Raw genomic sequence first — 23084 nt, 5'->3', positions numbered from 1 at the left:
TCGTCTGCTCCCTGCAGAAGGAGTCTCAGGCTCTCACTAGCCCTTCGCTCCCGTTGCCGCTTGCTGCGCGAGCTAAGACTTCCGGGCAAGTTGTGGCATATGTCCGCGATTACTCGTATCTGCTCGTGGTAATCCTCCGGGCCGTCAATCCACTCCAGGAGCGTCGGATCGCGACGGTAACTCATGGTGCGGATCTCTATGAATGCCAAGCTCATCAGACCTATGACGGCCTCCTGCGCCGAAATTCGCATTCGAACCACCGGGTTCTCCCACGCTCGTGCGGACCCGCACATTATCCGCTGGCCTGATCTCTCGTCTGCCATCGACCCATCGCGAAGCGACAGCGGGCCGGGGACGGAGGGGCAAGCCCATGCCTCGCGTGTACCTGCTCCCGGTGAGCTTCCTCGCGCGCTGGTTGTCCTGGCCGCACGGCTGGGCTTGACCTGGAGGAGCCGGGCTGCTGGGCTCTGCCTGGGTCGATGGCGGGATGACCGCTTCGACGCTGCCCGCAAGGCGGACACCGCCCGTGGTGACTGGATCGACCCCAAGCTCGGTCAGACGAAGTTCGGCGACTACGCGCCGGAATGGCTGGCCGCCCGGCTGCACAAGCCGACCACCGAGGAGACCTACCGGAACCACCTGCGTAAGCACATCTACCCGGCGTTCGACCGCGTGCCCCTCGCGTCGATTCGGCCCACCGCCGTGCAGCAGTGGGTCAAGGGCCTGCGGGCCAAAGGGCTCGCTCCTCGCACGATCGAGACCGTCTACACGATCTTTGCGAGCATCGTGCGCGGGGCTGTACGTGACGGTCTGATCAGTAAGACACCTTGCCGGGACATCCGTCTGCCGCACGCCGACAAGACCGTGATCCGACTCCTGGCACCCGATCAAGTCATGAGGCTGAGCCGTGCCATGCCGCCGAAGTACGGACCGTTGGTGCTTCTGGGTGCGGCTGCCGGTCTGCGGCAAGGGGAAGCGTTCGGGCTGTCGGTGGATCGCGTCAGGTTCGCCGATCAGATGATCAGGGTTGATCATCAGGTGGTGATCGTGGATCGTCGGCCGACACTGGCGACTCCGAAGAGTCCGGCGTCGGTGCGCGAGGTGCCCATGCCGGTGTTCCTCGCCGAAGCGCTGGAGAAGCACATCGCCGACCACTCCCCCGCCGATCTCCTCTTCTCGACCTCGCGCGACAACCTGATGCGGCGGGACTACTTCAACGCCCGTATCTGGAAGCCAGCGATCAAGGCGGCCGATCTGCTGCCGGACACGACCTTTCACGACCTGCGGCACGCCTTCGCGAGCACGGCCCTGGCTGAGGGCGTTCCGATCTCCGAGGTGTCCCGGTGGCTCGGTCATGAGTCGATCACCACGATGGTCGATCTCTACGGGCATCTCGTGCCGGAAGCCTCCGAGCAGGCTCGTACGGCGATCGATTCGGCATTCCGGTCCGCCCCGAGGAGGAGGGCCCGGGAATCTGCCCAGATCAGAGGGCGGAAGGTGGACGAGTCGGCCTGTAGGCCGGGTTCTGTGGTCAGCCACATGGGCTGACCGGCGGCCATCCATCTAGGACCGCCGTTGCCGGCGGCCTCAAGCGGTCTACCCGCGCGGCTCGGGCGGGCAGCCCTCGAACGTCGCGCGCGGGACGTTCCGGAGAACGTCCCTTCTTGACCTTGCTCCGGGTGGGGTTTACCGAGCCGCCCACGTCACCGTGGGCGCTGGTGGTCTCTTACACCACCGTTTCACCCTTACCCCCGTGAAGGGGCGGTCTGTTTTCTGTGGCACTGTCCCGCGGGTCGCCCCGGGTCGGCGTTACCGACCACCCTGCCCTGTGGAGCCCGGACCTTCCTCGGCAGGGCCGAAGCCCTGACGCGGCCGCCCGGCCGGCTCGTCCACCGTGAAGGTAAGCCTAGCGGCTCCCGAATCATTCCCCGGCCCGGCCGGCGGTCATGTGAAGACCCTCTGAGTTCGCCCGCGAGACGGAGACGTGAGGCCGCACCGGCGCAGGTCGCGGGCGGACCGCTCACAGGACTCGCACAGAACCTCTCAGAGACCACGCAGACCGGTGGGCGAGTCTGCGTCCCATGATTGAGTTGCGGCAACTGACGAAGAGGTACGGCGAGGTCGCCGTCGTGGACGGCCTCAGCTTCGACGTACGGCCGGGCGCCGTCACCGGCTTCCTCGGACCGAACGGCGCGGGCAAGACGAGCACGATGCGGATGATCCTCGGGCTCGACAGACCGACGAGCGGGAGCGCGACGATCGGGGGGCGACGCTACGCCGACCTGCCCGTGCCCCTGCGGGAGGTGGGGGCACTGCTCGACGCGCACGCCGTGCACCCACGCAGGACCGCGTTCGACCATCTGCTCTCCCTGGCGTACGGCAACGGCATCGGACGGCGCCGGGTCGAGGAGGTGCTGGGGCTCGTTGGCCTGGCCGACGTGGCGGGCCGTCGCCCCGGTGGATTCTCGCTGGGGATGAAGCAGCGGCTCGGCATCGCTGTGGCGCTGCTCGGCGACCCCCCGGTGGTGCTGCTCGACGAACCCGTCAACGGGCTGGACCCCGAGGGCATCCGGTGGATCCGCACGCTGACGCGGAGCCTGGCCGCGCAGGGCCGGACCGTCCTGCTGTCCAGCCACCTGATGAGCGAGATGGCCCTCACCGCCGACCATCTCGTCGTCATCGGCCGCGGGCGGCTGATCGCCGACACCGGGCTGGAGGCCTTCGTCCGCTCGGCCGCGCGGCAGGCGGTGCTCGTGCGCACTCCCGACGCGCCGCGGCTCGCCTCCCTGCTCCAGGAGGCCAGCGCCGTCGTACGGCCCGGCGCCGGGGGCGGCCTGACGGTGACCGGGCTGTCCGGCGCCGAGATCGGGGGTCTCGCCGGCGCGCACGGAATCGTCCTGCACGAGCTCACGCCGTGGCGGGCCTCCTTGGAGGAGGCCTATCTGGAGCTCACCGGCGACAGCGTCGAGTTCGCCTCGAGTCCCGCCGGAGCCGTCTCATGACCGCGTACGGCGTGCTGCGCTCGGAGTGGGTGAAGTTCCGCAGCATCCGGGCCATGCTCGGCTGCCTGGCCGGGGCTGTGGTCGCGGCCGGGTCGTACGGCTACCTGTTCGGCATGGCCGCCGCACGCGACTACCTCGCCGCGCCGGCCGCGGACCGGGCGGCCTTCGACCCCACGGAGACGGCCTTCCGCGCTCTCGTGCTGGTGGGAGTGCTCGTCAGCGCGGCCGGCGCGCTGACCGTGACCTCCGAGTACGCCTCGGGGACGATGCCGGTCAGCGTCACCGCCGTGCCCAGACGCGGGCTCCTCCTCGCCGGCAAGGGGGCCGTCGTCGCGCTGGCCACGCTCCTCACCGGGCCGCCGCTGGCGCTCCTGTCGCTGACGCTCAGCCAGGCGGCGCTCGCGGCGCGGGGCGTGCCGAGCGTGGGACCTGGTGATCCGGGAGTGCCGGGGGCGCTGCTGGGCGCGGGCCTGTTCACGGGCCTGATCGGCCTGTACGGCATGGCGCTCGGGTTCCTGCTGCGCAGATCGGCGGGGGCCGTCTCGCTCGGGACGTTCCTGCTGGTCCTGCCCGGCATGGCGGGCCTGTTCCCGGAGGCGGTGGCCAGGTGGATCGTCACCTGGTGGCCGAGCGCGGCGGGCGCGAGGCTCTTCGCAGTCCATCCCGGCACGGAGGGGCTCGCGCCGCTCGCGGGCGCCGGGGTGCTCGCCGCCACCGTGCTCGGCCTGCTCTGCGCCGCCGCCGCACTCTTCCACCGGCGGGACGCCTGAGGTCCACCGGCGGGACGCCTGAGGCGACGTGGCCTGTACGCCGGGCTTAGCACCGCGTACCTATTCTTCCGCTGATCGGCGAAGGGAGGCCGGAGGTGGACGGGCGGCACCTGCTGGTGGTCGACGACGAACCCGTGGTGCGGGAACTGCTGGCGGCCACGCTCCGCTTCGCGGGATACGAGGTGACCTCGGCCGCGACCGGGTCGCAGGCCCTGGACACCGCGCGGGGCACGCCGCCCGACCTCGTGCTCCTCGACGTCATGCTGCCCGACATGGACGGCTTCGAGGTCATGCGCCGTCTCCGGACGCTGCCCCGCCCGCTGTCCGGCGGCCGTCCGGGTCAGGTGCCCGTGCTCTTCCTGACCGCGCGCGACACCACTCAGGACAAGATCAACGGACTGCGTCTGGGTGGCGACGACTACGTGACCAAGCCGTTCGACCTGGAGGAACTGCTGGCCCGGATCGAGGCCGTGCTCAGGCGGGCCGGAGCCGCCCCCGAGGACCGCACGCTGCGGGTGGCCGACCTGGAACTCGACCCGGAGGGCCATCAGGTGGCCCGGGCGGGCACCCCCGTGCGGTTGTCGCCGACCGAGTTCCGCCTGCTGCACTACCTGGTGCTCAACGCCGGGAGGGTGGTGTCCAAGGCGCAGATCCTGGAGCACGTCTGGCGGTACGACTTCGCCGGAGACTCCAGCATCGTGGACACCTACGTGAGCTATGTGCGCCGCAAGATCGACAGAACCGGGCCCAAGCTGATCCACACGATGCACGGCATCGGATACGTGCTGCGCGGGCCACGCCCATGACGGCGCGCACGAGGCGTCCGTCGCCGCGCTGGGGGAGCCTGTCGCTGCGTGGACGGCTTCTGCTCACCACCATGGCCCTGCTCGCGGCCGGTCTCGCCGTCAGCGGCGCGGTCGCGGTCGCCACGCTGCGGGCCCACCTCATCGAACGCGTGGACCGGCAGCTCACGCCGATGGCGACGGTGCTGTCGCGGATCCCCGCCCGGCTGATCGCCGGACCGTCCGCGCCGCAGAGCCCGCAACTGCCGGGCACCCTGCCCGGGATGGACCTGATCGACCAGGTGTACATCGCCTACCTGCGCGCGGACGGCGCTGTCGAGCAGGAGGGCGGTCCGTGGCTGCAGGACCGGCTGCGGGACGGGCTGCCGGATCGGGGCCCGGCGCTCCCCCGGCTCGACAGCGCCGAGGTCGAGCGGCTGGGCGGGCGGCCGTTCGACGTGACCGGCCCCGAGGGCGGCAAATGGCGGGTCGTCGCCGTCCTGCGGCCCGCCACCGCGACGACGCCGGCGGCGGCATCCGGCAGCGTCGTCGTGGCGGCGTCGCTCGGCGGGGTGCGGTCCACCGTCGGCCGCCTGACGACGGTCTGCGCGGCGACCGCGGCGGCGCTCGTGACGTCGCTCGCCGTCATCGGTTGGTTCGCCGTACGCCGGGGGTTGCGGCCGCTGCGGCGGATCGAGGAGACCGCCGCCGCCATCGCCGGGGGCGACCTGTCCCGGCGCGTCCCCGCGCTGGCCGCGCCCCGGAGCGAGGTCGGCCGGCTGGCGGCCGCCCTGAACGTCATGCTCGGCCAGCTGGAGACGGCCTTCGCCGAGCGGGAGCGGGCGCAGGCCCGGATGCGCCGCTTCGTCGCCGACGTCAGCCACGAGCTGCGGACCCCGCTCTTCGGCATCAAGGGGTTCGCCGAACTGCACCGGATGGGCGGGCTGCCCGACGCCGACCTCACCCTCGACCGTATCGAGAGCGAGGCGGGCCGCCTGGTCCGGCTCGTGGAGGACCTGCTCCTGCTCGCCCGTCTGGACGAGGGCGAGAACGCCCTGCCCATGGATCTCGCGCCCATGGACCTGCGGACGCTCGCCGCCGACGCCCACCACGACCTGCGCGCGCTGGACCCCGGACGGGAGGTCGCGCTGACCGGGCCGGACGGCGGGCCGCCGGGTGCGGCGCCGGTTCACGGCGACGAGGCGCGGCTGCGCCAGGTGGTGTCCAACCTCGTGGGCAACGCCGTCGCCCACACCCCGCCGGGCACGCCGGTGCGGATCGGCGTCGGCACGGCCGGCGGGGACGGGATCCTCGTGATCGCCGACGAGGGGCCGGGGATGCCCGCGGAGGAGGCCGCCCGGGTGTTCGACCGCTTCTACCGGGTGGACGGCTCACGCAGCCGCACCGGCGCCGGAGGCGCCGGGCTTGGGCTGGCCATCGTCCGCTCGATCGTCGCCGCGCACGGGGGCCGGGTGGACCTGCGGACACGGCCCGGCGCCGGAGCCGCCTTCCGCGTCGTGCTGCCGGGCGCCGCGTCGGATGCCCTCACCCGTACGGCCGGACGCGCTGGCCGCGGGTGACGTCCTTGACGAACACCATCCCGTCGTAGCCGGGCAGGTGGGCCGGGTCCAGCGGGGCGTAGCCGAACCAGGGGGACTCGCGGGGGGCGGGCGGCGCGTCGGCGAAGGCGGCGGCCAGCCGGCGGACGTCGACGACGTAGCGCTCCTCCGGGAGCGCGTACAGGAGCCCTTCGAGCGTGTCCGCCGGCGGGGTGTCCACCCCCTGGTGCCGGATCGTGCCGAGGGCCATGGACAGGAAGGCATACCCCTCGCCCAGATGCGCGTCCGCGATCGCGCCGGAGCTCCACCACTCGAACGACACGTCGCCCATCCGCATCGTGCTCCTGTCCCGCTGGAGATGGCTGTTGTGGGCGTACACCAGCACCGGGCCCCGCTCGGCGACGGCGAGGAGGTTGGCGGCGATCATCGAGCTCCGCAGGCCCAGTAGTCGCGGCATGCGGCCCGGTGACGTGTCGGCCATCCAGTAGTGGTAGCGCAGCAGGCCGGTGGCGGCGCGTCCGTACAGGCGCGCCCGGTCCCACTCGTCCTGTGTGGACGTCGCGAGCAGGCGCGGCGTCTCCGCGTCGAGCAGCGCCACGAGATCGTCGGCGAGCAGTCGCAGCTCCCCGGCCTCGGCCGACCGCCCCACGGATCGGGACGGATCCATCATCGTGGCGGGATCGGCCCAGCGGTCGTCGGCGCCGAGCAGGCGGTCGAGCATTTCCGCATCGCAGGGGAGCATATCCGCGCCCACCCGGGCCGCGAGGTAACCGTGGAGAGCGGTGAGAGCCTGCCGGGGGCTCGCGGCGTGGCTGATCTCCAGCGGGCCGTCGAGACCGGCGAAGCGCAGCCGCTCGGCCGCGGGCCGGCCCTCGTTGTACGCACGCATCCAGCGCACGAGCTCGTGGTTGGCCGAAAACGCACCCCACCCGTGGCTGATGCCGCGCTCCACGACCTCGTCGAGGATGCCCGCGCCCGAGGCGACGTGGTCGTCCACTACCAGGCCCATCAGGCAGTCGCTCTCGAGCGCGATCGTCCGGTAGCCCGCCTGCTCGACGAGCTGCCGGAACAGCTCGTTACGCAGGTCCAGCAGTTCGTTGTCGCCATGGGTGGGCTCGCCGAGGGCGAGCACCCGCGGCCGGGCCGGGAGCAGCCTCATGACGGAGGCGGCGTCGACGGCGTGGACGGTGTCCGTGATGTCGATAGCCATACCTTCAACGGTATCGTTGGACCAATTCGTGAAGACTTCTCCGCCGATCCACCAGGACCAGAGGAAGAAACCCTCAATTCACGGGTTTAAGCCGTCGGCGGGCGCACGGACCGGTTGGGATGCGAGATGTGCCGGAGTGACGCCGTGGTGCGCGATGCCTCTGGCGGAAATCGCCGGGCTGTCCTGGGTTGCGTGCCGGCGCGGGAAGGCGCGGCTGGGGCACGGCTGGAGGGCACGGCCGAAGGGCCGGGCACGCGCGGCATCACGCCGCGCCGTCACGGCCCCTCACGTCTCCCCTGTGGAAGGGCTCAGGAAAGGTGCGCGGTGTCGTTCAGCGCGCGTACGACCGCGGGCCCGTCGGCGTAGTAGTCGATCATCGACAGGCAGGCCAGGTCGAGGTGCATCCGGTAGAGGGCCTCGGGCGGCGCGCCCAGCGCGAAGCGGACGAGCATCTTGATCGGGGTCACGTGGGAGACCACGACGACGCTGCGGCCCTCGTGGGCCTTCACGATGCGGTCCCTGGCCTGCTCGACCCGCCGCGCGGTCGCCGCGAAGCTCTCCCCGCCGGGCGGGGCGACGTCCGGGTCGGCCAGCCAGGCCGCCAGTTCCCGGGGCCAGCGCTGCTGGATCTCGGCGAACGTGTGCCCCTCCCACGCGCCGAAGTCGGTCTCCCGGAGATCGTCGTCGACAAGCACCGTGAGGCCGGTCCCGGCGGCCACCGCCTCCGCCGTCTGCCGGGCGCGGGTGAGCGGGGAGGTGACGATCACCTCGACCTCGTACGGCTGACGCGACAGGCGCAGGGCCGCGGCCTCGGCCTGGGCGAGCCCGGTGGCGGTGAGCGACGGGTCGCCGAGCCCGGAGAAGCGCTTCTCCACCGACAGCGGCGTCTGCCCGTGCCGGAGCAGGAGCAGGGATGTGGCGACGCGCGTGGCCCGGGGCATCCATCCGTGCCCGCGCCGGTCATGGGAGGTGGCGGTTCCGGCCGCCGTGTCCTCGGTCCTACCGGCTGTGCCCGCGTCCGCCGCGCGTCCGCCGGCGGTCCCCGCAACGGTCGCGCCGGAAGTCACCGTACGCCCATCGGCGACGGCCGGGGCAGGGGCGCCGAAGGCCTCGTCGAACAGCGTGGGCGCGTCGGTGTTGGGCGGCTCGGCCTCGGGCTCGACGGCCGGGACGGCCTCCGGCGCGGAGGTGATCTCGCTCGCCTGCCAGGTCTCCCCCCGGGCCGCGGCGTCCATCGCCTCGTTGGCGAGCCGGTCGGCATGGCTGTTGCGCTCGCGCGGAATCCACGTCCAGGTGACGCGGAAGCGCCGGGCCAGGCCCGCCGCCTCCAGGGCGAGCGGCCGCAGGCCCTCGTGCTTGACCTTCCAGCGGCCGGCCATCTGTTCGATGACCAGCTTGGAATCCATCCGCACCTCGACCCGCCCGCCCTCGGCGCCGAGTGCGAGCAGTGCCCGGAGCCCGGCGATGAGCCCGCGGTATTCGGCCACGTTGTTGGTCGCGGTGCCGATCGACTCGGCGGCCTCGGCGAGCACCCGCCCGGCGTCGTCCTTGACCACCGCGCCGTACCCGGCCGGGCCGGGGTTGCCCCGCGACCCGCCGTCGGCCTCTACGACGTAACCCCCCGTCGCGCCCATCGCCGCCGTCACAGCCCCGACTCGGCCGTACGCACCAGGATCCGGCGGCACTCCTCGCAGCGGACCACCTCGTCGTGCGCGGCGGCCCGGATGCGGTTGAGGTCGGCGATCGACAGGCTCGTCCGGCAGCCGAGGCACCGGCCGCCGTGCAGCATGGCGGCGCCGACGCCACTCTGCTCGCGCATCTTCTCGTACAGCGCGAGCACGTCGGCCGGGACGTCGGCGGTGATCGCGGACCGGCCGCCGGCCAGCTCGCCGTGCTCCTTGTCGATCTCCGCGAACGCCGCGTCGCGGCGGTCCTCGGCGGCGCGCAACGTGCCGGTCACCTCGTCCCGCTCCGACTTGAGCGTGGCGACCCGGGCGTCGGCCGTCTCCCGGCGTTCCATGATCTCCAGCACGATCTCCTCCAGGTCCGACTGCCTGCGCCGCAGGGAGACGATCTCGGACTGGAGGCTCGCCAGGTCCTTCGGCGAGGAGACCTGCCCGGAGTCGAGGCGCTTAGTGTCCCGGTCCACCCGCACGCGTACGGCGTCGACGTCGGACTCGGCCTTGGCCTGGTCCCGGGCGAGGTCGCCGGCCTCGGTCTCGGCGGCGATGATCTGCGTCGAGACCCGGGCCAGCCTCTTGGACAGCTCGTCGATCTCGGCGAGCTCCGGCAGGCTGCGGCGGCGGTGCCGCAACCGGTCGAGACTCGTGTCGAGCTCCGCGAGATCGAGCAGACGCTTCTGTGCTTCCGGTGCGGCCTTCATCCCAAATCCCTCAAGATGCTCGGGGGTCCAAGTCGGTGATCGTCGCCGTCCAGGCGTCGGTGACGGCGTCGGAGACGCGCGCCTCAACAGTAATGCCCCCGGCCGCCAGCGCTGACGTCAGACGCCGGGCGGCGTCCGCGAGCCACGGCCATTCTGTGGCCCAATGGGAGGCGTCGACCAGCGCGGGCCCGTCCGCCTCCAGGTGCTCGCTGGCCGGGTGGTGCCGCAGGTCGGCCGTCAGGAAGACGTCCACGCCCGCGGCCCGTGCCGTCCCCAGCAGCGAGTCGCCCGCGCCGCCGCAGACGGCGACCGTACGCACCGGCCGGTCGAGATCGCCCGCGACCCGCAGTGGGCCGGCCGTACGGGGCAGCCCGGATGCGGCCAGCGCGGCGAACTCCCGCAGCGGCATCGGGGCGGGCAGGTCGCCGACGCGGCCGAGCCCGCGGCGCGGGTCGGCGACGGAGGGCTGGAGGGGCCGCAGGTCCCCGGTCAGGCCGACGGCCCGCGCGAGCGCGTCGGAGACCCCGGGGTCGGCGACGTCGGCGTTGGTGTGCGCGGCGTAGAGCGCGGCGCCGCCGCGGATGAGCCGGTGCACGACCCGGCCCTTGAAGGTCGTGGCGGCGACGCTCGTGGTGCCGCGCAGGTAGAGCGGGTGGTGGGTGACGACGAGGTCGGCCCCCCAGTCGAGGGCCTCGTCCACGACCACGGCGACCGGGTCGACCGCGAACAGGATCTTCCGTACGGCCTGCTCCGGGTCGCCGCAGACGAGGCCCACCGCGTCCCAGGATTCGGCCCACGAGGGGTCGTACAACGCCTCCAGGCGTTCGACCACCTCGGCGAGGGTGCAGGAGATCGATTCCACCCGCGCACACTACAGCCTGCTGGCGGAACGTTCCCGGAAGAGTAACGTCCCCTTTGACGCCCCGCCGCCAGGAAGGATCCCCAGCGTGCCCGTTGATCAGCAGAGCCTGCACGTCAGGTCCGTGGTCGCCGACACCCACAACGACCTGCTCATGGCCGTCTCCGCCCGGCCGCCCGCGGCATGGGCCTCGTTCTTCCGCGAGCAGTGGCTGCCCCAGCTCGTCGAGGGCGGGGTCGACGTGCAGGTGCTGCCCGTGTTCGTGGAGAGCCAGTTCCGCCCGGAGGGCGCGCTGCGCCAGACCCTGCGGATGATCGAGTGCGCCCACGTGCTGGCCGAGGGCAACCCCGACGCGGTGGCGCTGTGCCACGACGGGCAGCAGATCGACGAGGCCCTCGCCCTCGGCAGGATCGCCCTGGTGCTGGCCCTGGAGAGCATGCCGGGGATCGACGAGAGCGTCGAGCTGATCCCGGCCCTGCACCGCCTCGGGGTCCGCGTCGCCTCGATCGCCCACTGGGGCCGTACGGCTCTCGCCGACGGCAGCGGCCAGGACGGCACCGGTTCAAGGCTCACCAGTCACGGAGTCGAGGCGCTGCGCGAGATGGAGCGGCTCGGCATGCTCTTCGACATCTCGCACCTGGGCGCCACGGGCGTCGCGCACGTGCTGGAGATCGCGACCCGGCCCGTCATCGCGACGCACTCCTCCGCGCGCGCCCTGCGCGACCACCACAGGAACCTCACCGACGAGCAGCTCAGGGGCGTCGCCGCGGGCGGCGGCGTCGTCTGCGTGAACTTCCTCGCCGCTTTCCTCACCGAGGACGCCCGCTCGGCCACGGTCGACCATCTCGTGGACCACATCGAGCACATCGCCGGCGTCGCCGGCATCGACCACGTGGGTCTCGGCCCCGACTTCGTGCGCGAGGTGTACGCGGACCTCACCCCGCCGTGCTGCGAGGGCTTCAGCTACTCCGGGATCGACGCCAACGCCGCCATCCCCGGCCTGGAGGGCCCGCGCGGACTTCCGCTGGTGACCGACGCGCTCCTCAAGCGGGGGTTCGCCGACGAGGAGATCCAGAAGATCCTGGGCGCCAACGTGATGCGCCTGTTCCGCGCCGAGCTGGGCCGCACGGCGCGGGAACGGCAGTAGCGGTGGACCCGGAGGCCATGCTGGCCGACCTCGAGGAGCTGGTGCTCTGCGAGTCGTACTCCACGGACCACGAGGCGGTGGCGCGCAGCGCCCGCGTCGTGGGGGCGCTGGGCCGCAGGCTGCTCGGCGCCGAGCCGGAGACCCTGGTGATCGACGGGGCCACCCACCTGCGCTGGTCGTTCGGCACCCCGCGGGTCCTGCTGCTGGGCCACCACGACACCGTCTGGCCCGTCGGCACCCTGCGCGAGCACCCCTGGTCGGTGCGGGACGGGGTGGCGCGGGGGCCCGGCGTGTTCGACATGAAGGCCGGTCTCGTGCAGCTCTTCCACGCGGTCGCCTCGCTGCCGTCCCCCGAGGGCCTGACCGTGCTCGTCGTCGGGGACGAGGAGCTCGGCTCGCCGACCTCCCGCCCGCTGATCGAGTCGATCGCGTCGCGGTGCGCCGCCGCGTTCGTGCTGGAGGCGAGCGCGGACGGCGGCGCGCTGAAGACGGCCCGCAAGGGCATCTCGCGGTACGAGCTGACCGTGCACGGCCGGGCCGCACACGCCGGCCTCGAACCCGAGCTGGGGGCCAACGCCGGCGTCGAGCTGGCCCACCAGGTGCTCGCCATCGCGGGCATCGCGGCCCAGGTCGAGTCGTCGTCAAGGGCGGGGGCCACGTCGGTGACGCCCACCATGCTGACCGCCGGGACGAGCACCAACACGGTCCCGGCGCGGGGCCGGGTGGCCGTCGACGTACGCGTGCCCGACCGGGCGGCGCAGCGGCGGGTGGACGAGCTGATACGGGCGCTGACCCCGCTCACTCCGGGTGTCCGGCTGGAACTGCGCGGCGGGCCGAACCGCCCGCCCCTCGATCCCGCCGCCTCCGCCGGGCTCTTCGACGTCGCCGTACGGCTCGCGCGCGAGCTGGGCATGGCGCCGCTGCGCGGGGCGGCCGTCGGCGGCGGCTCGGACGGCAACTTCACCGCCGGCGTCGGCTGCCCGACGCTCGACGGCCTGGGCGCGGTGGGCGGCGGCGCGCACGCCGCCGGGGAGCACGTCGTGGTCGCCGAGATGCCGGGCCGCGCCCGCCTGGTCGCGGCGCTGGCGGCGTACGTGCTGTCGGGCGGGCCGATCGGCCCCGGCGACGACGCGGACCGCGCGGCGCGGGACACGAGACGGACCGCCCGGGAGACCGCGTGAACCCGGAAGAGCGCGTGAACCGCGAGGACCGCGCGGGCGCCGTGGACCCGGGGGACCCCGTCGTCGCCCGGGATCAGGCGGCCGCGGCCGCCGCGGGCCGCGGCCTGCGGATCGCCGAGCTGCGCACGATCGCCGAGTTCGCGCGGGTGGTCCGGCTGTTCGACGGCATCTGGCACCCGGAGCCGTGGAACCCGCCGATCACGGCGGAGTTGATGCGGGCGCTGACCCACGCGGGCGGGTACGTCGCCGGGGCGTTCGACGGTGCGGAACTCGTCGGCGCCGGGGTCGCCTTCCTCGCGGCGCCCGCGGGACGGGCGCTGCACTCGCACGTGACCGGGGCCGTGCGTCCCGGCGCCGGATTCGCGCTCAAGCTGCACCAGCGGGCCTGGGCCCTGGAGCGCGGCCTGAGCCGGATCACCTGGACCTTCGACCCCCTGGTGCGCCGCAACGCCCACTTCAACCTGGCCAAGCTCGCCGCCCTGCCGGAGGAGTACCTGCCCGACTTCTACGGGCCGATGGGCGACGCGGTCAACGCCGGCGACGAGTCCGACCGCCTCCTCGCGGTGTGGCGGCTGGACGACCCGCGGGTGGCGCGGGCGTGCGACGGCCTGCCGTACCGGCCCGCCGGGGCGGACGGCGCGGTGGCCGCGCTCGCCGAGCGGGACGGGCGGCCGGTGGCCCTGGGCACGGACGCCCCGGCGGTGCTCGTCGCCGTGCCCGCGGACGTGGAGTCCCTGCGCCTCGCCGCTCCGGAGACGGCCAAGGCGTGGCGGCACGCCGTACGCGACGTGCTGGGCGGGCTGATGGCGGAGGGCCGCCCGGTGACGGGCTTCGCCGGCGGTTGCTACGTCGTCGGACGGCGCTACCCCACGGCGGGTTGAGCCGGCACCGCCGCCGCGTACGGGGCGGAGCGGGGATGGACCGGACAGCGACGTCCCCGGCGACTGCGGCGATCACCGGCAGAGGTAACGTGCCAGATGAGCCGGGTGGGGAGGCCCGGCGGCGGGTCACGAGTCCTTATTGATCATCTGATTACCGGGGGGAATCAGATGAGCGGGTGGCGGGGATCCTCGGTGCGGATCCGCTTGACGGTGCTGGGGAGCGCGGTGATGGCGCTCCTGTGCGCCGTCGCCGTGCTGCTCGTCCTCCTCGTCCTGCGCGGCACCGCCGAGCAGTACAGGACCGACGAGATCACGACCGCCGCCGTACGCCTCGCCTACCAGGCCAAGCGCGACCGGCTGCCTCCGGTGCTCCTCGATCAGGACCTGGCCGGGGTGCAGGTGATCGACCACGGCGGCCGGATCGTCTCCGTCAGCGACAGCCTCGTGGGGCACCCGCGCATAGCCGCGTTCCGGCCGGAGCTGACGAGCCCGGAGACGAGCAAGACGCTCTGCGACTCCCCGGCGTTCCCGGGCCGGTGCGTGGACGTCGTCGCCTTCCGCTTCCACAACAGCGGCGGCCTGTGGACGATCTACGCGGCCGACGACCCCGTGCCGTGGTATGTCAGCGGCCCGCTGCTGGCGGCGCTCCTCGGCGGTTCGCTCCTGCTGGTCGGGGTGACCGCGCTCGGCACCTACCAGACCGTGCGCAGGGCGCTCGGCCCGGTCGAGGCGATCACGAGCAAGCTGGCCAGGATCACCGCCACCGACCTCAGCCAGCGCGTGCCGGTGCCGAAGCACCACGACGAGATACGGCGGCTCGCCGAGACCGCCAACCAGACCCTGGACCGAGCGGAGACGGCCGTCGAGCGGCAGCGGCGCTTCGCCTCCGACGCCTCCCACGACCTGCGCAGCCCGCTGACCGCGATGCGCACGGAGATCGAGGAGGCGCTGCTGCACAGCGAGGACGCGGACTGGCCCGCCACCGGGCGCGCCCTGCTGGGCAGCTGCGACCGCCTGCAGGCGCTCGTGACCGACCTGCTCCAGCTCGCCCGGCTCGACTCCGGCGCCTCACCCCGGCGCGAGCCCGCCGACCTCGGCGGCCTCACCGCCCGTGAGCTCGACCGCAGGCCGCGCAAGGTCGAGATGGTGCGGCACCTGGCACCCGGCGTCATCGTGGTCGGCAACCGGATGGCCCTGGCGCGCCTGCTCAACAACCTCCTGGACAACGGCGAGCGGCACGCGGCCTCCACGCTGACGGTGACCGTGCGCCGCGAGGACGGCAAGGGCGTGCTGGAGGTGCTCGACGACGGTGCGGGGATTCCGCCGGACAAGCGGGAGCTGGTCTTCCAGCGCTTCACCCGGCTCGACGCCGCCCGGTCGAAGGACGCCGGGGGCACCGGGCTCGGCCTGTCCATCGCCCGCCAGATCGCCCAGGCGCACGGGGGGACGCTCACGATCGAGGACAGCGACCGGGGCGCCCGTTTCGTGGTGCGGCTCCCGCTCGCGCCCGCCCGCTGACCGCCGTCACTCCCTACTCCTCCTCGGGCACGACGATCACGGTGGGCACCGGAACGCGCAGGGCGTCGGCGACCGCCTCCTCCAGCTCCCCCGGTGTCTTGACGGCGCGGCCCCGCGCGCCGTACGCGGCGGCGAGGGCGGGGAAGTCGGGCGCGTGCAGGTCCACGGCGACCGGCCGCATGCCCCGCTCCCGCATCTCCTCGCGGATCTCCCCGAAGCCGCCGTTGACGGACACGACGACCGGCAGGCTCAGCTCCAGCTGCACCGCCGTGGCCAGCTCCTGCAGGCTGAACTGGAAGGCCCCGTCGCCGGCCAGCGCCACCACGGGGAGGTCGGGCCGGCCGAGCTTGGCCCCGATGGCGGCCGGCAGCGCGAAGCCCAGCGTGCCGAACCCGGTGGGGAACAGGAACCGCCCAGGCGGGTCCATCGGCATGCCGACGAGCGCCCCGTGGTAGACGAACATGGAGTTGTCGCCCACCACGACGGTCTCCGGCGGCAGGGCCCGGCGCAGCGCCGCGAGCTGGCCGGACCATCTGCGGGTGAGCTCCTCGAGCTCCGCCCTGTGGCCCGTGCCGGGATGCCGCTCCCGGCGCGGCCACGGCACGACGCCCTGCCGGTCGAGCCGCTCGGCCAGCCCGCGCATGGCGAGCTCCGCGTCCGCGACGATCGCCACGTCGGCCACGTGGTCGCCGTGCATCTGCCCGGGGTCGATGTCGATCCGCACGAGGCGGCCGGACAGGGCGAAGGCGTCGTCCCACAGGTCGGCCGGGCCCAGCTCGGTGCCGACGGCCAGCACGACGTCGCACGCGGCGAGCCATCGGCGGACGTCCGCCAGGTGCAGTGTGGCGCCGAGCACCAGCGGGTGGCTCTCCGGCACCGCGCCCTTGCCGTTGACCGTGGTCACGACCCGCGCGCCGAGCCGTTCCGCCAGGCGCATCGCCAGGCTCCCCACCGGCGGGGCCTCGCCGGCCGGGCTCCGCCGGCCCGGGCACTGCGCACCGCCGCCGAGCACGAGACCCGGGTGGCGCGCCGCCTTCAGCAGCCCGGCGGCCGCGTCGAGGGCCCCCGGATCGGGCTCGCGGCGCGTGATCAGATACGGCGGGACGACCTTGACCTGCCCCTCCAGGTCGAGCAGGTCGAAGGGGATCTCGACGTGGACCGGGCGGGGGCGTCCCTCGGCGAAGCGCCCGAAGGCGCGGGCGACGGCGGCGGGAATCTCCCGCACGGTCGTCACGCGGTGGCTCCAGGCGCACAGCGCGTCGATCGCCCGCGACTGGTCCCTGCTCTCGTGCAGGTAGCCGCGGCCGTCGCGAGGATGGCCGGTCGGGACGCCCGGGGAGACGAGCAGGATCGGGGAGGAGTCGGAGTACGCCTGCCCGAGGGCCGTGGCCGCGTTGACCACGCCGGGGCCGGTGGTGGTGACGACGACGCCCGGCCTGCCGGTCACCCTGGCGTACCCGTCGGCGGCGTACCCCGCGCCCTGCTCGTGCCGTGGCGTCACGCACCGCACGCCCGCCCGGTCGAGCTCCTCGTAGATCGCGAGGTTGTGGGTGCCGGGAATGCCGAAGATCGTGTCGACGCCGTGCAGCCGCAGCGCCTCGACCAGGGCGCGCGCCCCCGTGGGCGTCGTGATCGTCCCCGCCGGGGGGATCGGGTCATGGCCGTCCACGTATCACTTCCCGGGAGAGCGGAGGGGTTTCTCTTGGGTTTCCCAAATGGTTTCCCCTTTTCGCGCGCCGCCCTACCGTTCCGCGTGCCGGATTTTTCCTCCGGTCATCGGAAACGCGGCCGGGGACGCGATCCCACCTCGTGTTCGTCCGATCCGTACGTCAGCACATTCCCGATGGAGTTCACGGCCTGACGCACCATCCGGTGCATCGCCTCGGCGGTGTGGGAGGCGATGTGCCCGGTGATCAGAAGGCGGTCGGGGAAATCCCGCCGCAATTCGATGGCCTCCTCGCATTCCGGGTCGTAGAAACCGTCGAAGACGGCCATGCCGACGCGGCCCTTCTCCAGGCCGGCGTACAGGGCGCCGGGGCTGACGATGGCCGGGCGTGCGGTGTTGACGAGGAGCGCGCCCTCCGGCATCCGGCCGATCACCGTCGAGTCGACCATCGCCCTGGTCTCGCCGGTCTCCGGCACCATGACCACGAGGATGTCGCTGGCCGCGGCCAGGTCGAGCAGGGGCAGGTAGGAGATGCCGAGGTCGCGCTCGGCGTCGGGCCTGCGGGTGCGGCTGAAGTAGGACACGCGGACGCCGAAGCCCCGGCGCAGGATCTCCGCGATCCGCCGGCCGTTCGCGCCCATCCCGATGATGCCGACGCTGCGGGCGGCGAGCTCGTGCGGGAGTTCTTCGGAGCCGTGCCAGCCGGGGACCCGGTCGCCCAGGTGCCGGGGAATGCCGAGGTTGGCGTTGACGATCTGCGCGACCGTGAACGTCGCGACCGCGTCGGTCGCCGCCCCCGGCGTGTTCGTGACGGCGATGCCCAGCCGGTCGGCCGCCACGACGTCGACGAAGTTCTCGTAGCCCACCCCGAGGAAGGCCACGACCCTCAGCGTCTCGCGCGCCTCCCGCAGCGCCCGCGCCGTCGCCCGCTCCTCGCCGCCGTGCAGGTAGGCGACCGCCCCCACCAGCTCGCGCGCCAGCTGGTCCTCGGTCAGCGGCGACGCGAGCCGCCGTACCGTGAGTCCCTGCCGGGCGAGCGGCTCCAGCAGCGCCGCGTCGATGCCCGTCCCCGTGACCAGGACCGTCCCGCCTTCGCACTCCGCTCCGGCCGCAGGCCGCGGCTGCGCGGGACGACAGTCCGTTATATCCCTTGGAGCCACGATTTGGGACATTTCAAATATCTCTCAGACTTGGGACATATATGTCTGTTTTTCTCTGGGGTATCTCTCCAATCACAACAACCAGGCGGCGTACGAAATACCACGGATGGTCCAGGCGACGGAGCAGGAATCCAATGGTATAAGGGTTGTGGTGGTTCCGTCTCCACCTGAGTCGGAAAAGGAAACCCCTAGGGAGGGTCTGGGGGACCCCGGCCTCGGTCCCGCCCAGCCACACGTGCGTCCGTTTCCGCGCCCACGGCGGTACGGAAAGGGCGCGCGGCAAGGACGGCGCAGCGCAGAGAGGGCCACGAATGAAACTCCAGCCGCGACAGCAGCTTCTGGAGCTGTGGGAGGCGGCCGCGCGCGCCTCCTACCGGGACGGCGCCTGGGCGTGGGGAGGCCGGGACGGGTCGAACTCGATCTCCGACGCCGAGCAGCTCCTGTGCTTCATGTATCCGGCCTCCGAGCTGCCCGGCTTCCGCCTGGACACACCGGACGAGACGGCCGACGACGTGCTGGCCGCGCTGTCCGTCCTCGGCGACGCGGTCGAGATCCCCAAGCTGCTGCTCAAGATCATCGGGCAGTACCTGCGCACGTACACCGCGGACGACGGCCGCCCGCTGTTCTCCGGCGGCAGCTACTTCCGCCCGGTGGACGACGAGGCGAAGGTCGCCCCCGAGCAGCTCCAGCTCGACGTGGTCGACTCCTTCTCGATGTCGGTCACGCTCATGCTCGGCACACTCGGCTTCCTGAAGGTCTTCCGGCAGAGCGTGCGGCGCGAGCCCATCCGCCGCGAGATCCGCGAGCTGGAGGACCTGGCCAGCAAGCGGCTGTCGGCCGCGATGGCGGGCCTGCTGCGCAGCTTCACGGTCAACGCGTTCGACCCCGGCTCCACGGCCGGCCGCGCGCTGCTGCGCACCGTCAACCAGACCGGCGCGCCCACCCGCCGGGTGCTCGACGACCTGCGGCGCGAGCTGCGGCCCGTACGGGCCGGTCTGCGGGACCTGACCATCGGCTCGGGCAGCCAGGTCGACCTGGACAACGAGAACCTGCTGTTCGAGTGCGGCTGGACGTGGGGCATCGTGAAGGACGCCCCCGACATCGTCACCCCGCTCGACATCGGGCCCCAGCCCAAGGGCGTGGCCGCCGACACGCCGTTCCTCTACTTCACGGTCAACGCCCTCGTCGGCATCGCCGACCTGTTCACCTCCCGCACCCGCGTCCTGAGCCTGCTCAACGACGACCAGATCACCCTCGCCCAGGCCATCCAGCGCCGCTGGGACCTCACCCAGTCCTACTGGCGCACGATCGCGACGTACGGGCGGGGCACCTGGCCGCTGGAGGACATCCCCTGGCGGACGGTGGACGAGAAGGAGTCGGACTACTACAGCCTCGGCGTCACCGCCATGGTGGTGCAGAGCCTGGTCAACAACCGGGCGGCCGACCTGGACCTCGGCCGGGTCGCCGCCGTGCTGGAGGAGCTGGCCATCCGCGCCAGGATCATCCGCAGGGCCGTGCCGGGCGACCCGCCCGTGCTCATGCACTCCCCCGGCGTCCCGATCAATCTCCACGGCAGCGACGCGCTCGGCCCCCACCTGGTCTGGGTCGTCTCCGACTTCGCCATCACGCTGCTCAAACGCACCATCTGGGCCGCCTCCATCGCGCAGAACACGCGGATGCGCGAGCGGCTGGTCGCCCTCGCCGACCAGATCTGGCGGCACATCATGCTGCGCCGCCACGCGGACGGCCCGGCCGCCGGCCTGTGGGACCAGCCCGGCAACGTCTTCGCCGACATCCAGGCGCGCGACGAGGATCCGTCGTGGTACTTCAGCGAGCGCGTCGTCGAGTTCCTCGTGTCCGCCGCGACGTCCAGCGGGGAGCCGCCACTGCGCAGCCCCCAGCTCGTCGAGCTGGCCTACCAGATGCTCGGAGAGGCCGAGCACCTGCTGGACCAGGAGCTGGTCACCCGGCCGCTGGTGGCCGGGCAGACGATCCAGCCGAAGCTCCGCACGATCCAGGCCTCGCTGCAGCGGGCCAGGGTCATCGTCAGCGACCGCCCCGCGACCGCGCAGGCACTGATCAACAGCGCGCTCCTCGACCTCGAACGGCTCGCCGCCGCCCGCGACAGCGCGTCGGAGGCGATCTGAATTGCTCGTCTTCGCGATCTCGGACAAGGGCGGGACCGGGCGCTCGGTCACCGGCACCAACATCGTGTACCGGCACGCCCTGCAGGGCAACGACGTCTGTTACCTGGACTTCGACTTCGGCTCGCCGACCGCCGGAGCCATCTTCAGCGTGAGCGGGGTGGCCCGCGGCACCCGGCAGAACGGCCTGCACGAATACCTGCGGGGCGAGTGCCCGCAGCCGCGGCGTGTGGACGTGTGGGCCGAGTCCGACCGCGAGGGGCTGCGCACGCGCCCGCCCGGCGCGGGACGGCTCGTGCTGCTTCCGGGCAGCGAGGGCGGCGGCGAGCTGTCGGCCCTCACCGACGAGATCATCGGCCGCTGCGTCCAGCTGTTCGGGCGGCTGGAGGAGGAGTTCGACCTCTGCATGATCGACGTCAGCGCCGGCCGGTCGTTCACCGCCGAACTGGTCCTGGCGGCGACCGTGCGGATGCCGGCCGTCCCGTTCCGGTGGCTGGTCTTCCACCGCTGGACGCGTCAGCACATCATCGCGGCCGCCGGGCTCGTCACCGGCGCGGACGGGCTGCTCGACGTCGGCACCAGGTTCGGCCATGACGCCGACGACCTGCGTGACCGCATCCGCTACGTGCGCACGGCCGTGCTCGAACCGGACTCGGCGGAGCTCGTCGGGCTGCGCGACGAGCAGCGGGCCTGGCTGAGCGCGTGCGACAGCGAGCTGCGCGAGCTGGCCGGCCGCCACAGCGTCGGCCGTACCGCCATGCTCGGCAAGATCCCGCTGGATCCGGTCCTCCAGTGGCGCGAGCAGCTCATCACCGACGAGGACGTGCTCGCCAGCAAGATCGCGAACGCGGAGACCGCCGCCGCGTTCGACGAGCTGGCCAAGAAGATCGTCGACGACAACGCGTGGGAGGGCCTGTGACGCCGGTGCACGCGACGTTCGGCGAGGTGGCGGCCGAGCGCAGGATCGCCTCCGTCCCCCTCTCCCACGTGTCCGTCGAGCTCGGGCACCTCTACATGGAGGACTTCGAGGCGGGTCCGGCCCGGCTGCGCGAGCAGTTCCGCAAGGTCGCGCCGTGGCTCGCAACGGTCCGCTCCTTATGGCGTGAGCGGGTGCCCGGGGGCCGGGCCCGGGTGAGCACCTGCTTTCTCGTGGACGACTACTTCAGCCGCTTCAGCACTCCCGCCGAGCTGGTGCCGATGGTCCTCGAGGCGGCGGCCGAGCACGACCTGACCATCGACTACCTGGCCCGCGAGTCCGCCTGCGCGCAATCCGATGGCGTCGAGCTGGCCCGGCTGGTGGAGGACCGGCTCGTCGACGACCCGCCGCCGGAGACCGACGGGTCGCGCCCGCCGGTGAAGGAGACGGGCTGGCTGTGCAACGGCTCCCGCTCGCCCCGCACCGCGCCCGTGCAGGCGATGGGGAAGGCCCGGCCGTGGGAGCCGCCCGCGCAGAACGCCAAGCGCGGCCACTCGATCTTCGTGGACGTCGAGCTGTGGGACGAGAGGGGGCCGCGGCGCACCTGGTCGTGCCCCTTTCTCGCGGCCGTCTGGCAGCTCCTGCGGCTGGGGCTGCTGCGCAGCGACGGCCGGGTGCCGCTCCCTCCGGTGACCCTGGACGGCGGCTGGCCCCGCGACTGGGACGAACTGCCCGCGGTGGTCCGGCTCGACCCCCAGGCCGCGCCGTTCAGCGCGTACACCACGCTGTCCGTCCTCTCCCCCCGGTTCCTGCCCGTCGAGCTGGCCGTACGGACGATCCTGAGCCAGGTCGCGGTGGACGACGAGGTCCTGCGGCAGGTCGCCGGCCGGAGCGAGGGCGAGGGAGTCCGGCTCGAAGAGGAGCTCGTCGACCGCATCTCCTACGTCTTCGTCTGAGGGGCCCGATGCTGGTGATGGGGGAAGTCCACACCGGGCTGCTGCAGAACTCCGGGGAGATCTCCGAGTCGACGTGCCGTCAGGTGCTCGGGATCACGGCCGGGGAGACCGTGCGGGTCTCCCGTCGTCCCATCGTCCACGCTCTGTCGCCCGAGCGGCTGACCGGGGTGGACTGCACGCTGCCCGCCGCCTCCCGTTCCCGTGTCAGGGGCGTGGGCACGGTCGTGTCCCGCTGCGCGGTGACCGGCGGCCGGGTGGCCCAGGGCTCGTCGTACGTCAGGGTGGTGCGCTCTGAGGCCGACCGCAGGCTGCCCTGGTCGCACTACCTCGCGCGGCCGGGCGTCGTGGAGGTCCTGGGGAAGGCGAAGGCGGCCGACCTCGCCGAAGGATTCACCGGCGACCCCGCGCCCGGCCGCCCCGACGGTGCCTGCCTCGACCTCGCAGCCGTCAGCGGGCGCTTCCTCGACCTCGTGCAGGCCTCCCCGCTGCTGGACCGGCGGGCCCCCTTCAAGATCCCGCGTACGAGCCTGCGGTGGGTGGCCGAGACCGGCGAGCCGTCGATCCGCTTCACCCTGCACACCGAGCAGGAGCGGACCCTGCGCCTGACGCACCCCGGCCCGTTCACCCCCGCCGTGGTCGACCTGTGCGAGGACCTGGCGACGCACGACTGGCTGCTGACGTCGCTGCTGGTCATCGTCGAGCGGGCGCGGATCGGGACGACGCCGGGGGCTGCGGCGGTGGCCCGCCTCGCGCCCGCCATCGACCACCTGCTGCACCTGTGGATGCCCGCCGCCCGGGTCGAGGAGTGGCTGACGCCGTTCTGGGACAGCCTGGAGCGGCGGCCGGGGTTCACCCGGCAGTGGCGCTCCCTGGTCGACCGGGTCCGCGACCAGGTCGCGATGAACACCCTGGCCCTGCTCAGTGCGTCCGCCGAAACCGGACGGAGGTGA

The 23084-nt window shown here is 72.9% G+C and carries 18 protein-coding genes, 1 other RNA gene and 1 pseudogene; 13 read left to right on the top strand and 7 right to left on the bottom strand.

Features of this window, described 5'->3' with window-relative positions; all coding sequences use genetic code 11:
- Positions 1 to 183 precede the first annotated feature (183 nt).
- Positions 184 to 1383 (top strand): annotated as a pseudogene (locus HHX30_RS43660) (tyrosine-type recombinase/integrase); the annotation flags it as partial.
- Positions 1384 to 1498: 115 nt separating this feature from the next.
- Here HHX30_RS43660 and rnpB read toward each other — a convergent pair.
- Positions 1499 to 1888, bottom strand: an RNA gene (gene rnpB, locus HHX30_RS05600) — RNase P RNA component class A.
- 193 nt (positions 1889 to 2081) lie between these two features.
- On the opposite strand from rnpB, the gene HHX30_RS05595 reads away from it, so the two are divergent.
- From HHX30_RS05595 to HHX30_RS05580, 4 genes are all read left to right on the top strand, one after another.
- On the top strand, positions 2082 to 3002 hold the full coding sequence (locus HHX30_RS05595) for an ABC transporter ATP-binding protein (RefSeq protein WP_169980106.1): 921 nt from the start codon (positions 2082 to 2084) through the stop codon (positions 3000 to 3002).
- On the top strand, positions 2999 to 3772 hold the full coding sequence (locus HHX30_RS05590; RefSeq protein WP_169980104.1) for a hypothetical protein: 774 nt from the start codon (positions 2999 to 3001) through the stop codon (positions 3770 to 3772). The genes HHX30_RS05595 and HHX30_RS05590 overlap by 4 nt, the downstream gene beginning before the upstream one ends.
- 95 nt (positions 3773 to 3867) lie before the next feature.
- Positions 3868 to 4578, top strand: a complete 711-nt coding sequence (locus tag HHX30_RS05585) for a response regulator transcription factor (RefSeq protein WP_169980102.1) — start codon at positions 3868 to 3870, stop codon at positions 4576 to 4578.
- On the top strand, positions 4575 to 6134 hold the full coding sequence (locus HHX30_RS05580) for a cell wall metabolism sensor histidine kinase WalK (RefSeq protein WP_169980100.1): 1560 nt from the start codon (positions 4575 to 4577) through the stop codon (positions 6132 to 6134). The genes HHX30_RS05585 and HHX30_RS05580 overlap by 4 nt, the downstream gene beginning before the upstream one ends.
- Here the strand turns inward: HHX30_RS05580 and HHX30_RS05575 are convergent.
- The 4 genes from HHX30_RS05575 to HHX30_RS05560 all read right to left on the bottom strand — a co-directional run bounded on the left by HHX30_RS05575 (position 6100) and on the right by HHX30_RS05560 (position 10568).
- Positions 6100 to 7323, bottom strand: a complete 1224-nt coding sequence (locus HHX30_RS05575; protein ID WP_169980098.1) for an erythromycin esterase family protein — start codon at positions 7321 to 7323, stop codon at positions 6100 to 6102. The genes HHX30_RS05580 and HHX30_RS05575 overlap by 35 nt on opposite strands.
- 308 nt (positions 7324 to 7631) lie before the next feature.
- Positions 7632 to 8957, bottom strand: coding sequence for a bifunctional RNase H/acid phosphatase (locus tag HHX30_RS05570; protein ID WP_169980700.1), 1326 nt, complete (start codon positions 8955 to 8957; stop codon positions 7632 to 7634).
- An 8-nt stretch (positions 8958 to 8965) separates the two neighbouring features.
- Positions 8966 to 9706, bottom strand: a complete 741-nt coding sequence (locus HHX30_RS05565; protein ID WP_169980096.1) for a zinc ribbon domain-containing protein — start codon at positions 9704 to 9706, stop codon at positions 8966 to 8968.
- Positions 9707 to 9716: 10 nt separating this feature from the next.
- On the bottom strand, positions 9717 to 10568 hold the full coding sequence (locus HHX30_RS05560) for a Nif3-like dinuclear metal center hexameric protein (protein WP_169980094.1): 852 nt from the start codon (positions 10566 to 10568) through the stop codon (positions 9717 to 9719).
- An 85-nt stretch (positions 10569 to 10653) separates the two neighbouring features.
- Between HHX30_RS05560 and HHX30_RS05555 the strand changes: the two genes are divergently transcribed.
- From HHX30_RS05555 to HHX30_RS05540, 4 genes are all read left to right on the top strand, one after another.
- Positions 10654 to 11712, top strand: a complete 1059-nt coding sequence (locus HHX30_RS05555) for a dipeptidase (RefSeq protein WP_311922118.1) — start codon at positions 10654 to 10656, stop codon at positions 11710 to 11712.
- Positions 11713 to 11714: 2 nt separating this feature from the next.
- On the top strand, positions 11715 to 12893 hold the full coding sequence (locus HHX30_RS05550; RefSeq protein ID WP_311922116.1) for a M20/M25/M40 family metallo-hydrolase: 1179 nt from the start codon (positions 11715 to 11717) through the stop codon (positions 12891 to 12893).
- A complete protein-coding gene (locus tag HHX30_RS05545) occupies positions 12890 to 13774 on the top strand; it encodes a GNAT family N-acetyltransferase (RefSeq protein WP_311922115.1) in 885 nt (294 codons plus the stop codon). The genes HHX30_RS05550 and HHX30_RS05545 overlap by 4 nt, the downstream gene beginning before the upstream one ends.
- 192 nt (positions 13775 to 13966) lie before the next feature.
- A complete protein-coding gene (locus HHX30_RS05540) occupies positions 13967 to 15292 on the top strand; it encodes a HAMP domain-containing sensor histidine kinase (protein WP_311922114.1) in 1326 nt (441 codons plus the stop codon).
- Between the two features lie 13 nt (positions 15293 to 15305).
- On the opposite strand, the gene HHX30_RS05535 is transcribed toward HHX30_RS05540, so the two are convergent.
- A complete protein-coding gene (locus HHX30_RS05535; RefSeq protein WP_211591626.1) occupies positions 15306 to 16961 on the bottom strand; it encodes a thiamine pyrophosphate-binding protein in 1656 nt (551 codons plus the stop codon).
- A gap of 104 nt (positions 16962 to 17065) precedes the next feature.
- Positions 17066 to 18118, bottom strand: coding sequence for a 2-hydroxyacid dehydrogenase (locus HHX30_RS05530; protein ID WP_169980092.1), 1053 nt, complete (start codon positions 18116 to 18118; stop codon positions 17066 to 17068).
- A 311-nt stretch (positions 18119 to 18429) separates the two neighbouring features.
- Between HHX30_RS05530 and HHX30_RS05525 the strand changes: the two genes are divergently transcribed.
- Genes HHX30_RS05525 through HHX30_RS05510 form a run of 4 tightly spaced genes read left to right on the top strand, consistent with a single transcriptional unit; the run spans position 18430 to position 23084 of the window.
- On the top strand, positions 18430 to 20265 hold the full coding sequence (locus HHX30_RS05525; RefSeq protein ID WP_169980090.1) for an SCO2524 family protein: 1836 nt from the start codon (positions 18430 to 18432) through the stop codon (positions 20263 to 20265).
- A 1-nt stretch (position 20266) separates the two neighbouring features.
- The gene (locus HHX30_RS05520) at positions 20267 to 21181 is read left to right on the top strand and encodes an SCO2523 family variant P-loop protein (protein ID WP_169980088.1); all 915 of its coding nucleotides are present in this window, start codon (positions 20267 to 20269) and stop codon (positions 21179 to 21181) included.
- Positions 21178 to 22134, top strand: coding sequence for an SCO2522 family protein (locus HHX30_RS05515; RefSeq protein ID WP_211591625.1), 957 nt, complete (start codon positions 21178 to 21180; stop codon positions 22132 to 22134). The genes HHX30_RS05520 and HHX30_RS05515 overlap by 4 nt, the downstream gene beginning before the upstream one ends.
- Before the next feature lie 17 nt (positions 22135 to 22151).
- Positions 22152 to 23084: an SCO2521 family protein gene (locus HHX30_RS05510; protein WP_169980086.1), complete on the top strand. Its 933-nt coding sequence runs from the start codon at positions 22152 to 22154 to the stop codon at positions 23082 to 23084.

Source organism: Microbispora sp. H10836 (assembly GCF_012999525.1).
GTDB lineage: Bacteria > Actinomycetota > Actinomycetes > Streptosporangiales > Streptosporangiaceae > Microbispora.
Note: the sequence above shows the minus strand (reverse complement) of the source record. Positions and strands in the feature narration are given on the sequence as shown.

Coding starts and splice junctions, on each gene's coding strand:
- HHX30_RS05595 (WP_169980106.1), top strand. CDS start 2,082: ATGATTGAGTTGCGGCAACTGACGAAGAGGTACGGCGAGGTCGCCGTC.
- HHX30_RS05590 (WP_169980104.1), top strand. CDS start 2,999: ATGACCGCGTACGGCGTGCTGCGCTCGGAGTGGGTGAAGTTCCGCAGC.
- HHX30_RS05580 (WP_169980100.1), top strand. CDS start 4,575: ATGACGGCGCGCACGAGGCGTCCGTCGCCGCGCTGGGGGAGCCTGTCG.
- HHX30_RS05575 (WP_169980098.1), bottom strand. CDS start 7,323: ATGGCTATCGACATCACGGACACCGTCCACGCCGTCGACGCCGCCTCC.
- HHX30_RS05570 (WP_169980700.1), bottom strand. CDS start 8,957: ATGGGCGCGACGGGGGGTTACGTCGTAGAGGCCGACGGCGGGTCGCGG.
- HHX30_RS05565 (WP_169980096.1), bottom strand. CDS start 9,706: ATGAAGGCCGCACCGGAAGCACAGAAGCGTCTGCTCGATCTCGCGGAG.
- HHX30_RS05525 (WP_169980090.1), top strand. CDS start 18,430: ATGAAACTCCAGCCGCGACAGCAGCTTCTGGAGCTGTGGGAGGCGGCC.
- HHX30_RS05510 (WP_169980086.1), top strand. CDS start 22,152: ATGGGGGAAGTCCACACCGGGCTGCTGCAGAACTCCGGGGAGATCTCC.